11 protein-coding genes are annotated in these 13,356 nt (G+C 56.7%); 7 read left to right on the top strand and 4 right to left on the bottom strand.

Annotated features, from left to right (window positions below; all coding sequences use genetic code 11):
• Position 1: 1 nt before the first annotated feature.
• Both viaA and ravA read right to left on the bottom strand, forming a co-directional pair.
• Positions 2-1,453: an ATPase RavA stimulator ViaA gene (gene viaA, locus ACQUTD_RS09780; RefSeq protein WP_473275517.1), complete on the bottom strand. Its 1,452-nt coding sequence runs from the start codon at positions 1,451-1,453 to the stop codon at positions 2-4.
• Positions 1,447-2,943, bottom strand: a complete 1,497-nt coding sequence (gene ravA / locus ACQUTD_RS09775; RefSeq protein ID WP_473275520.1) for an ATPase RavA — start codon at positions 2,941-2,943, stop codon at positions 1,447-1,449. The genes viaA and ravA overlap by 7 nt, the downstream gene beginning before the upstream one ends.
• A gap of 220 nt (positions 2,944-3,163) precedes the next feature.
• Between ravA and kup the strand changes: the two genes are divergently transcribed.
• The 7 genes from kup to rbsR all read left to right on the top strand — a co-directional run bounded on the left by kup (position 3,164) and on the right by rbsR (position 11,101).
• Entirely contained in the window at positions 3,164-5,032 is a 1,869-nt protein-coding gene (gene kup / locus ACQUTD_RS09770) for a low affinity potassium transporter Kup (protein ID WP_321988307.1), read from the top strand.
• A 223-nt stretch (positions 5,033-5,255) separates the two neighbouring features.
• Entirely contained in the window at positions 5,256-5,675 is a 420-nt protein-coding gene (gene rbsD, locus ACQUTD_RS09765) for a D-ribose pyranase (protein WP_072570852.1), read from the top strand.
• Positions 5,676-5,682: 7 nt separating this feature from the next.
• Complete coding sequence (gene rbsA / locus ACQUTD_RS09760; protein WP_318376997.1) at positions 5,683-7,197, top strand: ribose ABC transporter ATP-binding protein RbsA; 1,515 nt, start codon at positions 5,683-5,685, stop codon at positions 7,195-7,197.
• Positions 7,194-8,159, top strand: coding sequence for a ribose ABC transporter permease (gene rbsC, locus ACQUTD_RS09755; RefSeq protein WP_072570849.1), 966 nt, complete (start codon positions 7,194-7,196; stop codon positions 8,157-8,159). The genes rbsA and rbsC overlap by 4 nt, the downstream gene beginning before the upstream one ends.
• Before the next feature lie 26 nt (positions 8,160-8,185).
• Positions 8,186-9,076: a ribose ABC transporter substrate-binding protein RbsB gene (gene rbsB, locus ACQUTD_RS09750; RefSeq protein WP_218338264.1), complete on the top strand. Its 891-nt coding sequence runs from the start codon at positions 8,186-8,188 to the stop codon at positions 9,074-9,076.
• A gap of 96 nt (positions 9,077-9,172) precedes the next feature.
• On the top strand, positions 9,173-10,102 hold the full coding sequence (gene rbsK, locus ACQUTD_RS09745; protein ID WP_473275525.1) for a ribokinase: 930 nt from the start codon (positions 9,173-9,175) through the stop codon (positions 10,100-10,102).
• Between the two features lie 6 nt (positions 10,103-10,108).
• Entirely contained in the window at positions 10,109-11,101 is a 993-nt protein-coding gene (gene rbsR, locus ACQUTD_RS09740; protein ID WP_473275528.1) for a ribose operon transcriptional repressor RbsR, read from the top strand.
• Here the strand turns inward: rbsR and mdtD are convergent.
• Positions 11,098-12,495: a multidrug transporter subunit MdtD gene (gene mdtD / locus ACQUTD_RS09735; protein WP_473275531.1), complete on the bottom strand. Its 1,398-nt coding sequence runs from the start codon at positions 12,493-12,495 to the stop codon at positions 11,098-11,100. The genes rbsR and mdtD overlap by 4 nt on opposite strands.
• An 11-nt stretch (positions 12,496-12,506) precedes the next feature.
• Positions 12,507-13,205 carry a FadR/GntR family transcriptional regulator gene (locus ACQUTD_RS09730; protein WP_072570840.1) on the bottom strand — a complete coding sequence of 233 codons (699 nt, stop codon included), beginning with the start codon at positions 13,203-13,205 and terminating at the stop codon, positions 12,507-12,509.
• Positions 13,206-13,356 lie beyond the last annotated feature (151 nt).

Below are 13,356 nucleotides of genomic sequence, written 5' to 3'. Positions count from 1 at the left end.
TTCAGCGCCGCCAGCGTCGCAGCAGGCGGCTGCGCATCCCGGTATCAAAGCGCCAGATATGATCGAAAATGCGCAAAATGCCGGGCTTGCCGTGGGCGGACATCGCCACCGCATGAAAGCGATGCTGATGGATGCGCTGCAGTTCATTAATTTTGCCGATCACCTCGTCCGGCAGGCGCTGGGCGATAAAATCGGAGATCACCACTGCATCCGCATCGAACCACTCGCCGCCCTGCATCCGCTCGATGATGGCGCGAAAACAGCTGGCGAGATCGGTGCCGCCGCGAAAACGCTGGCTCAAAAAGCGGATCGCCTGCTCAATGCCTTCCCTGCCCGACAGCTCATAGCGCACCACTTCGCTGGAAAACAGCATGATAAAACAGCGGCGTCGATCCGCCAGCGCCACGCGCATCAGCGCGAGGCAAAACGCTTTCGCACACTGCTCATTAAAACCGCCCATTGATCCGGACGTATCGACGCAGACGATAAAAGGCCCGCGCGGCTGCTCGTCAAAATCCTGATGCACCACCGGCCGCTCGGTGATCTTCTCCCGCCAGGCTTCGCCCTGTAAGCGATAGGTCAGCAGTTGTTTCTCCACCAGGCGACGATAAAACTCATACTCCAGCTCGCTGATGCCCAGCGTGGCCAGCTCCGGTGGCAGCAAACGTAAAATATCATCGCTCTGTTGCAGACCATCCACCTGCTCGGGCACCGAAGACGGCTCGCGCACCAGCGTGCGGAAGGTTTCCATCGGCGCATCGTTGCGTGGTACGGACTTCGCCTCACGCGATCGCCCCAGCTGTTCCGCCAGCTTTTTCAGTTCAGGCTGCGCGGCCAGAAAATCCCCGTATTTGATGATCAGCTGATAGTCGCCGCGCTTAAGCTGTCCGGCGCTCATATCCCACAGCCGTCCGGCAGCATTGTCGTTTTCCACCAGCACCGGATCCAGCTGCCCGCTCAGCGTCATACGCTCCTGCACTTCACTGAGCAACTGCTCGCGCTCTTCTTCCAGTAATTGCTGGTTGAGCGCCGTGGTCTGCACCACCAGGCTTAAGCGCCAGCGCTGCAAAAACAGCGTGTGCAGGGCGGGGGTAAAGGTGGCGTTATCCGCTACCAGCTGTTTTGCCTGGGCGGCATAGGGGGAGTGGACTTTTTCCAGCAGGCTGAGGATCTGTGGCAGCTGAATGGTCAACTGCGTGGTGGAGAGCAGCTGGCTTTGCTGATAGCTGATCACTTCTTCCGTCAACTCCGGCGGTACGCGGGTGTCTTTCAGCCGTCCCTTTAATGCCTCCCGCCAGCGGGGAATATCCTCGGTGATGGCATGGCGCAGACGGGGGAATTTCTCAAAAAAAACCGCCAGCTGCGGAGAGGCCAGCAGGGCGACGATCAACTCTTCAATCATCCCCTCTTCGCTAACCGCCAGCATCACATTGAGGGTATCCAGCGTCAGCATTGACGCGCCTGTTTGATCTGCGCGCCAACGTCCTGCAGGCTGCCTTCAATACGACCCGCCCAGTCGCTGTGAATAAACAGGCATTTTTGCTGTTCACTGAAGCGCGTATGCTGCTGGTGCCATTCATTGTCCAGCGCTTCCAGCTGGTGAGTGATCTCATCCGGCACGTTTTCCTGCGCGCTGCCCGGCAGGGCAAGGCGCGATCCCTGCAGGCTGACGTCGCGCACTATCAGATGTAATGTGCTGTCGACTTCCAGGTTCAGCAGCTGTGCAAAACCAATGCCGTTAAGTTTGCCGCGGATCTCCCCGCCTTTCGCCAGCCACTGCTCAAGCGCGGCCCGCTCAATGGTCAGATGGATCACCTGCATATCATGCAGTTTCAGCGGCTGCTGAAGAAGCAGCGTCAGGGTCGCGTCGGTAAGTTCCGGCGGCAGTTCATAGTGTGGGCGGCGGCTGAACATGCCGCTCTGACGCAGAACCCGTAGCGCCGTTTTATCGCTTTGCTGCTGTTGCAGCTGAAGACGGCGCTGCCCGATGGCCGCCAGTTTCGTCAGCATCGCCTGTTGCTGCCATGCGTGAACGGTCATCAAAATATCTATTTGTTGTGTAAGCAGATTCATGCTATCCGCGTCATGCCACAGGCAGTCTTTGAGCAGGATCAGATCGATCGGCGCGACGGCATCGCGTCCGGAGAAAAAGGCGCTGGCCTGTAACAGACGAATGGCTTTTTTCCAGCGGCGATCGGAAACATAAGGGGCGTTCGGCAGACTATCCAGCTGCTGGCGCAGCTGGAAGATCAGCTCAAAGACGGCATCGGGCAGGGCAATTTTTCCAATGTCCTGCTGCCACTGCTGATACTCTTCGTCGCTGATCTGCAGGGCATCGGCAACCGGATTGTCGTTTTCATCCTGCTGGCTCACCAGCATGGCGCGGAAATTCCCCTTGTCCTGCACTTTATCCAGCCACAGGCGGATCAGCATACGGTCGTACAGCGCTTCGAGGCTGCTGTCCGCTTCCGGCAGTTCGTTGGACGCCGCCACCAGCAAACGCATGGGGATTTTTTCTTCCGTGGCGCCGTTGCGGAAACGACGTTCATTGATGGCCGTCAGCAGCGTGTTGAGGATCGCCGGACCGGCCTTCCAGATCTCATCTAAAAAGACAATTTCCGCTTCCGGTAAGTAGCCTGCGGTAAGACGTTCATAACGCCCTTCATCTTTTAATGCCTGGATCGACAGCGGGCCGAAAACCTCTTCCGGTGTGGAAAAGCGCGTCATCAGATACTCAAAAGCCCGGGCATGGCGGAAGGCGAACTTCAGCCGCCGGGCGATAAGGCTTTTGGCTATTCCCGGCGGGCCGAGCAGAAAGACGCTCTCGCCGCTGAGCGCCGCCAGCAGGCACAAGCGGATCGCGTGGCTGCGCTCAAAAAGCCCTTTTTCCAGTGCAGCACTGAGACGGGAAATTCTTTCAGCTAATAAGTGTGGGTGAGCCATAATTCATTTACTTCCTTTCGCCGGGTTTCAGGCGCAGAGCTGCGAGTATAAACGTTTCAACAGGGGCTTGTAATAGACTGAAGTACCGGTTCATTTTCATTGAGGCAGGATAACCCGGCCGCATTTAGGGGTACGATTTGGCAAAGAATCGTGCATACTGTGCGCTTTTGTGGGCCAAGGGACTAAGCACACAGTTGGCATTCAAACAAAAGATTAGTCTATGAGCACAGATAATAAGCAATCGTTGCCTGCGATAACGCTCGCAGCCATCGGCGTGGTGTACGGTGATATCGGTACCAGCCCGCTTTATACCCTCCGTGAATGTTTGTCTGGTCAGTTTGGCTTTGGCGTTGAGCGCGATGCCGTGTTCGGCTTTTTATCGCTCATTTTCTGGCTGCTGATCCTGGTCGTATCCGTTAAATATCTGTCCTTTGTAATGCGCGCCGATAACGCCGGTGAAGGTGGGATCCTGACGCTGATGTCGCTGGCCGGGCGTAATACCTCGGCCCGTATGACCTCGGTGCTGGTGATCATGGGGTTGATTGGCGGCAGCTTCTTCTATGGTGAAGTGGTGATCACACCGGCGATTTCGGTGATGTCCGCGATCGAGGGGCTGGAGATCGTCGCGCCGTCGCTGGAAACCTGGGTGGTGCCGCTGTCGATCATCGTCCTGACGCTGTTATTTATGATCCAGAAGCATGGCACGGGGCTGGTGGGCAAACTCTTTGCGCCAATCATGCTGGCGTGGTTTTTGATTCTGGCGGTGCTCGGACTGCGCGGGATTATCGGCAATCCTGAAGTGTTGCAGGCGCTGAATCCGGCCTGGGCGGTGCATTTCTTCCTTGAATATAAAGCCGTCTCTTTTGTGGCGCTCGGCGCCGTAGTGCTGTCGATCACCGGCGTGGAAGCGCTGTACGCGGACATGGGTCATTTCGGCAAGCTGCCGATCCGGGTGGCCTGGTTCAGTCTGGTGCTGCCGTCGCTGGTGCTGAACTATTTCGGTCAGGGCGCGCTGTTACTGAAAACCCCTGAAGCGATTAAGAACCCATTTTTCCTGTTAGCGCCTGAATGGGCGTTAATTCCGATGCTGATTATCGCCACCCTGGCGACGGTTATCGCTTCGCAGGCGGTGATCTCCGGCGTCTTCTCCCTGACCCGCCAGGCGGTGCGCCTGGGCTATTTGTCGCCGATGCGCATCATTCATACCTCGGAAATGGAATCCGGGCAGATCTACATTCCGTTCGTGAACTGGCTGCTCTATTGCGCGGTGGTGATTGTTATCGTCAGCTTCGAGCATTCCAGCAACCTGGCGGCGGCCTACGGCATTGCGGTGACCGGCACCATGGTGCTGACCACTATTCTGTCGGCGACCGTGGCGCGCAAAAACTGGCACTGGAACAAACTGCTGGTGGGCTTCCTGCTGATCGCCTTCCTGTGTATTGATGTGCCGCTGTTCTCGGCGAACCTCGATAAGTTGCTCTCCGGCGGCTGGCTGCCGTTGAGCCTCGGCATGGTGATGTTTATCATCATGACCACCTGGAAAAGCGAGCGGTTCCGTCTGCTGCGCCGTATGCACGAACACGGCAATTCCCTGGAAGCGATGATCGCCTCGCTTGAGAAATCGCCGCCGGTGCGCGTGCCAGGCACCGCCGTGTATATGTCCCGTGCGCTGAACGTCATCCCCTTTGCTATGCTGCATAATCTCAAGCACAACAAAGTGCTGCACGAGCGCGTGATCCTGCTGACGCTGCGCACGGAAGATGCGCCTTATGTGCATAACGTCCGTCGCGTGCAGATCGAGCAGCTGTCACCGACCTTCTGGCGCGTGGTGGCCAGCTACGGCTGGCGTGAAATTCCCAACGTGGAAGAAGTGTTCCACCGCTGCGGGCTGGAAGGCCTGAGCTGCCGGATGATGGAAACCTCGTTCTTTATGTCCCATGAGTCGCTGATCCTCGGCAAACGTCCGTGGTATCTGCGTCTGCGCGGCAAGCTGTTTTTGTTACTGCAACGTAACGCACTGCGTGCACCCGATCAGTTTGAAATCCCGCCTAACCGGGTGATTGAACTGGGGACGCAGGTTGAGATTTAATCTCTGAACGCCTCCGCCCGGCGGCGCTTCGCTTGCACGGGCCTACAGACCGTAGGCCGGGTAAGCGCAGCGCCACCCGGCATATTACCTGGCATTATCCCTCTCCATTTGACTTAGCGAAACGTTTCGACGGCGATCACAATTCCGTTACGTCGTGATGGTTTTCTGCACACCCTTCAGCATAAACTCATCTTAGCGAAACGTTTCGCTAGTGGAGATAAATATGAAGAAAGGGTCTGTACTGAATTCTGACATTTCGTCGGTAATTTCCCGTCTTGGACATACTGATACGCTGGTCGTGTGCGATGCCGGATTGCCGGTGCCCCATAGCACGCAGCGCATTGATATGGCGCTGACTCAGGGCGTGCCCTCCTTTATGCAGGTGCTGGAGGTCGTGACGACGGAAATGCAGGTTGAGGCAGCCATTCTCGCGACGGAAATTAAAGATCATAATCCGCAACTCCACGAAACGTTGCTCCGCCACATAGAGCAACTGCAACAACACCAGGGAAACACCATAGACGTTCGTTATGTTTCACACGAAACGTTTAAACAACAAACCGCAGACAGTCAGGCGGTGATTCGCAGCGGAGAGTGTTCCCCGTATGCGAATATCATTCTCTGCGCTGGCGTCACATTCTGAGGCTGCCATGGACGCATTACTGCAACTGAAGGGGATCGATAAAGCGTTCCCCGGCGTAAAAGCCCTGTCCGGCGCTGCGCTTAACGTTTATCCCGGCCGCGTTATGGCGCTGGTGGGCGAAAACGGCGCGGGTAAATCCACGATGATGAAAGTCTTAACCGGCATTTATCAGCGTGATGCAGGTTCACTGCTGTGGCTCGGCCAGGAAACGACGTTTACCGGCCCCAAATCCTCCCAGGAAGCCGGGATCGGCATCATTCATCAGGAACTGAACCTGATCCCGCAGCTCACCATTGCGGAAAACATCTTTTTAGGCCGTGAGTTCGTTAATCGCTTCGGCAAGATCGACTGGAAAAAGATGTATGCCGAAGCCAACGTCCTGCTCGCCAAACTCAACCTGCGCTTTAAAAGCGACCGGCTGGTGGGCGATCTGTCGATTGGCGATCAGCAAATGGTGGAAATCGCCAAAGTGCTGAGCTTTGAGTCGAAAGTCATCATTATGGATGAGCCGACCGATGCGCTGACTGATACCGAAACCGACTCCCTGTTCCGCGTCATTCGCGAGCTGAAATCCCAGGGGCGCGGCATTGTTTATATTTCCCACCGCATGAAAGAGATCTTCGAAATCTGCGATGACGTGACGGTATTCCGCGACGGGCAGTTTATCGCCGAGCGGGAAGTGTCGACGCTGAGTGAAGATACGCTGATTGAAATGATGGTGGGACGTAAGCTGGAAGAGCAGTACCCGCATCTTGATAAAGCCCCCGGCGATGTGCGCCTGAAAGTGGACGCCGTGTGCGGGCCGGGCGTGGATAACGTCTCCTTTGTGCTGCGCAAAGGCGAGATCTTAGGCGTGGCGGGGTTGATGGGCGCCGGACGTACTGAACTGATGAAAGTGCTGTACGGCGCGCTGCCGCGCACCAGCGGTTATGTCACCCTCGACGGCCATGAAGTGGTCACCCGCTCACCGCAGGATGGCCTGGCGAACGGCATCGTGTATATCTCCGAAGATCGCAAGCGCGACGGGCTGGTGCTGGGCATGTCGGTTAAAGAAAACATGTCGCTTACCGCGCTGCGCTATTTCAGTCACGCCGGTGGTCGCCTGAAGCATAAAGATGAACAGCAGGCGGTGGGAGATTTCGTCCGTCTGTTTAACGTCAAAACGCCGTCAATGGAGCAGCCGATTGGTCTGCTTTCCGGCGGGAACCAGCAAAAGGTCGCCATCGCCCGCGGGCTGATGACGCGTCCGAAAGTGCTGATTCTGGACGAACCCACGCGCGGTGTGGACGTGGGGGCAAAAAAAGAAATTTATCAGTTAATCAATCAGTTTAAGGCTGAAGGGTTGAGCATCATTCTGGTGTCGTCGGAAATGCCGGAAGTCATCGGCATGAGTGACCGCATCATGGTGATGCATGAAGGGCATCTGGGCGGAGAATTTACTCGCGAACAGGCCACCCAGGAAGTGCTGATGGCGGCTGCCGTCGGCAAGCTAAATCGCGATACGCAGGAGTCCAGGCAATGAGTACCCAAACCGTTTCTACCCGCCGCTATTTCAACAAAGCGTGGCTGATGGAACAAAAATCGCTGATTGCCCTGCTGGTGCTGATTGCGATTGTCTCCACCCTTAGCCCGAACTTTTTTACCGTTAATAACCTGTTCAATATCCTGCAACAGACGTCGGTTAACGCCATTATGGCGGTGGGGATGACGCTGGTCATTCTTACCTCCGGGATCGACCTGTCCGTCGGTTCGTTACTGGCGTTGACCGGCGCAGTGGCCGCCTCGCTGGTGGGGATGGAAGTGAATGCGCTGGTGGCTGTAGCGGCGGCGCTGGCATTAGGCGCGGCTATCGGGGCCATGACCGGGGCGATCGTCGCGAAAGGCCGCGTGCAGGCGTTTATCGCCACGCTGGTGATGATGCTGCTGCTGCGCGGCGCGACCATGGTTTATACCAACGGCAGTCCCATGAACACGGGCTTTACGGAAAACGCCGATCTGTTTGGCTGGTTCGGTATCGGTCGTCCGCTGGGGATCCCGGCGCCGGTGTGGATCATGGGATTTGTCTTCCTTGCCGCGTGGTATGTATTGCATCACACCCGTCTTGGTCGGTATATCTATGCGCTGGGCGGTAACGAAGCGGCAACGCGTCTGTCCGGCATCAGTGTGAACAAAATCAAGATTATCGTGTATTCGCTGAGCGGCCTTCTGGCTTCTCTGGCGGGCATTATTGAAGTTGCGCGTCTCTCCTCCGCCCAACCGACGGCGGGCACCGGCTACGAGCTGGATGCCATCGCGGCGGTGGTGCTGGGGGGAACGAGCCTTGCGGGCGGTAAAGGCCGGATTGTCGGCACGCTTATCGGCGCATTGATTCTGGGCTTCCTCAATAATGGTCTGAATTTGCTAGGTGTTTCCTCCTATTACCAGATGATCGTTAAAGCAGTGGTGATTTTGCTGGCGGTCCTGGTAGACAACAAAAAACAGTAATCAATGACATTACAGGACATCTGAATATGAACATGAAAAAACTGGCTACCCTGGTTTCTGCTGTAGCACTGAGTGCGACCGTAAGCGCGAATGCGATGGCGAAAGACACCATCGCGCTGGTGGTCTCCACGCTGAACAACCCGTTCTTCGTTTCCCTGAAAGACGGCGCACAAAAAGAAGCCGATAAACTGGGCTACAACCTTGTGGTGCTGGATTCGCAGAACAACCCGGCGAAAGAGCTGGCGAACGTTCAGGATTTAACCGTACGTGGCACCAAACTGCTGTTGATCAACCCGACCGATTCTGACGCGGTAGGTAACGCCGTGAAGATGGCAAACGAGGCGAAAATCCCGGTGATCACCCTCGACCGTATGGCCGCCAAAGGCGAGGTGGTCAGCCACATCGCTTCTGACAACGTGCTGGGCGGCAAAATCGCTGGTGACTACATCGCTAAAAAAGCCGGTGAAGGCGCAAAAGTGATCGAACTGCAGGGTATCGCCGGTACCTCTGCGGCGCGTGAGCGTGGCGAAGGCTTCCAGCAGGCCGTCGCGGCCCACAAATTCGACGTGCTGGCCAGCCAGCCGGCTGACTTTGACCGCACCAAAGGCCTGAACGTTATGCAGAACCTGCTGACTGCGCACCCGGACGTGAAAGCGGTGTTCGCGCAGAACGATGAAATGGCGCTGGGCGCACTGCGCGCACTGCAAACCGCCGGTAAAACTGACGTAATGGTGGTGGGTTTTGACGGTACGCCAGACGGTGAAAAAGCGGTAAACGACGGCAAACTGGCAGCGACCATCGCCCAGTTACCGGAGCAAATCGGCGCGAAAGGCGTTGAAACCGCTGACAAAGTGATCAAAGGCGAGAAAGTACAGGCGAAATACCCGGTTGATCTGAAACTGGTTATCAAACAGTAATGTGATTGTCCTGCCGCCGCGTGTGGCGGCAGGAAAAAGAACATAAGAAAAGCAGGGTACGCGCCGCTCAGGGTGGCGCATTTACAGGATGAAACTATGAACATGGCAGGTAAACTCGTCGTCCTTGGCAGTATTAATGCCGATCACATTCTCAACCTTGAATCCTTCCCGACGCCGGGTGAAACCGTCACCGGCAGCCAGTATCAGGTCGCTTTTGGCGGTAAAGGCGCCAACCAGGCGGTTGCTGCCGGACGCAGCGGCGCAGATATTGCCTTTATCGCCTGCACGGGCGACGACGACACTGGCGAACGGGTCCGTACACAGCTGGCGAGCGACAACATTGATGTTACGCCGGTCAGCGTCATCACCGGTGAATCCACCGGCGTGGCGCTGATTTTTGTGAACGGTGAAGGGGAGAATGTCATCGGTATTCATGCTGGCGCTAACGCTGCGCTCTCTGTGGCGCTGGTCGAAGCGCAGCGCGAGCGTATCGCCGCGGCATCCGCGCTGCTGATGCAGCTGGAATCGCCGGTGGAAAGCGTGCTGGCGGCGGCGAAAATCGCTCACCAGAACCGCACGCGCGTGGCGCTCAACCCGGCTCCGGCACGGGAGCTGTCTGACGAGCTGCTGGCGCTGGTGGATGTGATTACGCCAAACGAAACCGAAGCGGAAAAACTGACCGGCATTAAAGTGGAAACGGATGACGATGCCGCGCGCGCCGCGCAGGCGCTGCATAGCAAAGGCATCGAAACCGTCATCATTACGCTTGGCAGCCGCGGCGTGTGGGCCAGCGTTAACGGCGAAGGCCAGCGCATTCCGGGCTTTAAAGTGAAAGCCATTGATACTATCGCTGCCGGTGACACCTTTAACGGCGCGCTGATGACCGCGCTGCTGGAAAACAAGCCGCTTGAGCAGGCGATCCGTTTTGCCCATGCGGCGGCGGCCATCGCGGTAACGCGTAAAGGGGCGCAGCCTTCCGTGCCGTGGCGCAGTGAGATCGACGATTTTCTGGCGCAGCAGGGGTAACCTCTCATGGCAACCATGAAAGATGTTGCCCGACTGGCGGGCGTGTCCACCTCCACCGTCTCGCACGTCATTAATAAAGACCGGTTCGTCAGCGAGGCGATCACCGCGAAAGTGGACGCAGCGATCAAAAGCCTGAACTACGCCCCTTCGGCGCTGGCGCGCAGCCTTAAGATCAACCAGACCCGTACTATCGGCATGCTGATCACCGCCAGTACCAACCCTTTCTATTCCGAGCTGGTGCGCGGCGTCGAGCGCAGCTGCTTTGAGCGTGGCTACAGCCTGGTGCTCTGTAATACCGAAGGCGATGAACAGCGCATGAACAGTAATCTGGAGACGCTGATGCAAAAGCGCGTCGATGGCTTACTGTTGCTGTGCACCGAAACCCATCAGCCCTCGCAGGAAATCATGCAGCGTTACCCGTCCATTCCGACGGTGATGATGGACTGGGCGCCGTTCGATGGTTACAGCGATCTCATTCAGGATAACTCGCTGCTGGGCGGTGATATGGCAACGCAGCACCTGATTGATAAAGGCCATACCCGTATCGCCTGCATTACCGGGCCGCTGGATAAAACCCCGGCGCGTTTACGTCTGGAGGGGTATCGCGAAGCCATGGCACGCGCAGGCCTCGAAATTCGTGAAGGCGATGAGATCGTCGGTAACTTTGAGTTTGGCGGCGGCTATGAGGCGATGCAGATCCTGCTGGCGCAACAAGCGCGTCCGCAGGCGGTGTTTATCGGTAACGACGCCATGGCCTTTGGCGCGTACCAGGCGTTATATCAGGCCGGACTGAAGGTGCCGCAGGATATGGCGATTGTCGGCTACGATGATATTGAGCTGGCGCGTTACATGACGCCCCCGCTGACCACCATCCATCAGCCGAAAGATGAACTGGGTGAGCTGGCTATCGATGTGTTACTGCATCGCATCACCGATCCCACCTTGGTCCAGCAGCGTCTGCAACTGACGCCGGTGTTAATGGAACGCGGCTCCGCCTAAGCTTTATGCCGCTCTTTAATCAGGTTACGACCATCTTTGGCTTTTAACAGCATAAAGACGGAAGCGGATATCAGCGTGACTACCCCCATGGTAATAAAGGTGTAGTGAAACTGCTCCACGGTATTCGCGTTCTCAAACCCTTCATAAAAGCGCAGCACCGCCGCGCTGACCGCCACCCCCAGACTGATGGATAACTGCTGCGTCACGGCCAGCATGCTGTTACCGCTGCTGGCGTTCTCATCATTCAGATCGGCAAGGGTAATGGTATTCATGGCGGTAAACTGCGTGGACATCGCCATCCCCAGCACAAACAGCGGCAGGATCAGCATCCACAGCGGCATGGCGGGGGATTGCAGCGCGAACTGGGCGATCATCACGCCGATAATCACCGTAATGCCAACCAGCGTATTACGATAACCAAAGCGGCGCAGAACCTGAGTCACCGCGGATTTCGCCAGAATAGAACCCATGGCGGTGGGGGCCATAATGCAGCCCGCGATCAGCGCCGGATAGCCAAAGCCGACCTGTAACATCAGCGGCATTAAAAAGGGCACGCATCCGGTTCCAAGGCGGGACGCCAGATTACCGGCGATGCCGACGGAAAAGGTACGCGTCTTAAACATCGGCAGCGCAATCAGCGGTGTCGGGTGTCGGCGGGCGTGGCGGATATAAGCCAGCAGAAGCAGAAGGCCGGTGACGATCACCGACAGGGCGATCCAGCTGGCGACAATCTTCTCGCCAAACAGCTCCATACCGCAGGAAAACAGCACCAGGCTCAGGCCGAACAGAAAAAAGCCCCACATATCGAAGCCCCGGCGCGGCGTCGTGAAGTTCGGCATATATTTGCGGGCATAGAACAGCCCGGCGATACCGATGGGAATGTTGATCAGGAATATCCAGTGCCAGCTCGCCCAGGTCACCATCACGCCGCCCAGTACCGGGCCGAGGATCGGGCCTATCAGGCCAGGCATGGTCACGAAGTTCAGCACCGGCAGCAGTTCACTGCGCGGGTAAGCCCGCAGTAACGCCAGACGCGCCACCGGCATCATCATGGCGCCCCCGATACCCTGCACCACGCGGAAGATAACCAGCATACCGAGCGAACTCGACAGGGCGCAGGCCAGCGATCCGAGGGTGAACAGCGAAACGGCCAGCATAAAGACGCGGCGTGTGCCGAAGCGGTCCGCCAGCCAGCCGCTCGCCGGGATCAGCATAGCGACCGTCAGGGTGTAACTGATAATCGCCGACTGCATCGCCAGCGGGGAACGGTTCAGGCTCTGGGCTATCGCCGGCAGTGCCGTGTTTAAAATGGTCGCATCCAGCGCCTGCATAAAGAAAGCCATTGCCGCGATCCACGGCAGGCCCGCCATACTGCGCGCTTTTTTCTCTGTCATGCGAATTCCTGTTATTTAGCCGGGTGGGGAGCGTTCAACAATAGCTGGCAGGCCTCATAAGCACCCTGAGCGTCGCTTTCCTGAATGGCATCCACAATCGCCTGATGATTTTCGAGCTTTACCACTTCATTTTGTGTAATAGAGGTGAAGTAGGTGTGGTACACCGAATGAAAGAGGGCAGCGAAAGAGGTGAGGAAGGGATTGCCGCTCATCGCATAAATATGTTCATGCCAGGCCATATCCACTTCTATCCAGCGCTCGCGCTGGAAATGCTTCTTTAATTGCACCATCTCATCCATCAGCGTATTCAGATGCGCTTTTTGCTCTGCGCTGCCAAGAAGGGCTGCGAGCTGGCATGCCTGTGGTTCAAGGGTGCTGCGCAGAACCAGGAAGTGCTGAATGACTTCCTGAAAGTTCTCTTCGGTCATCCACCAGGAGAGCAGTTCTTTATCAAGGAAGTTCCAGCTGCTTTTCGGCATCACGCGTGTACCTATGCGTGGACGCGGCAGCACCATGCCTTTTGCGGTCAGGGTCTTTACTGCTTCTCTTACGGCGGTACGGCTCACGCCGAACGCTTCGCCTAATTCCATTTCTGCAGGCAGGATGCTTCCGGGCGCGTACTCACCGGTTAAGATCCGTTGGGCCAGTTTTTCAGCCAGTACATAAGAAAGGTTCTTTTGTGCCGCTAACTGTTGTGCGCTTAAAGGCATTCGTCGCATTCCTTTTTCTCATTTTTACGTTCTAGTATGCCATCTGCCGGGGGATGTCGATGATAAAAAGAGCAAATTCGCCAAATGATGATGCTTTTTACAACGCTTTGATGAAAAAAAACGCGCTTGAAAAGTTTTTTGAAATTAGGGG

Source organism: Enterobacter sp. K510 (genome assembly GCF_055804875.1).
This window is presented reverse-complemented; position numbering and strand designations above follow the sequence as displayed.

Bases quoted from the DNA above. Each gene is read 5' to 3' on its own strand.
- viaA (WP_473275517.1), bottom strand. From the start codon at position 1,453: ATGCTGACGCTGGATACCCTCAATGTGATGCTGGCGGTTAGCGAAGAG.
- rbsK (WP_473275525.1), top strand. From the start codon at position 9,173: ATGAACATGGCAGGTAAACTCGTCGTCCTTGGCAGTATTAATGCCGAT.
- ravA (WP_473275520.1), bottom strand. From the start codon at position 2,943: ATGGCTCACCCACACTTATTAGCTGAAAGAATTTCCCGTCTCAGTGCT.
- kup (WP_321988307.1), top strand. From the start codon at position 3,164: ATGAGCACAGATAATAAGCAATCGTTGCCTGCGATAACGCTCGCAGCC.
- rbsD (WP_072570852.1), top strand. From the start codon at position 5,256: ATGAAGAAAGGGTCTGTACTGAATTCTGACATTTCGTCGGTAATTTCC.
- ACQUTD_RS09730 (WP_072570840.1), bottom strand. From the start codon at position 13,205: ATGCCTTTAAGCGCACAACAGTTAGCGGCACAAAAGAACCTTTCTTAT.
- rbsC (WP_072570849.1), top strand. From the start codon at position 7,194: ATGAGTACCCAAACCGTTTCTACCCGCCGCTATTTCAACAAAGCGTGG.
- mdtD (WP_473275531.1), bottom strand. From the start codon at position 12,495: ATGACAGAGAAAAAAGCGCGCAGTATGGCGGGCCTGCCGTGGATCGCG.
- rbsB (WP_218338264.1), top strand. From the start codon at position 8,186: ATGAACATGAAAAAACTGGCTACCCTGGTTTCTGCTGTAGCACTGAGT.
- rbsA (WP_318376997.1), top strand. From the start codon at position 5,683: ATGGACGCATTACTGCAACTGAAGGGGATCGATAAAGCGTTCCCCGGC.
- rbsR (WP_473275528.1), top strand. From the start codon at position 10,109: ATGGCAACCATGAAAGATGTTGCCCGACTGGCGGGCGTGTCCACCTCC.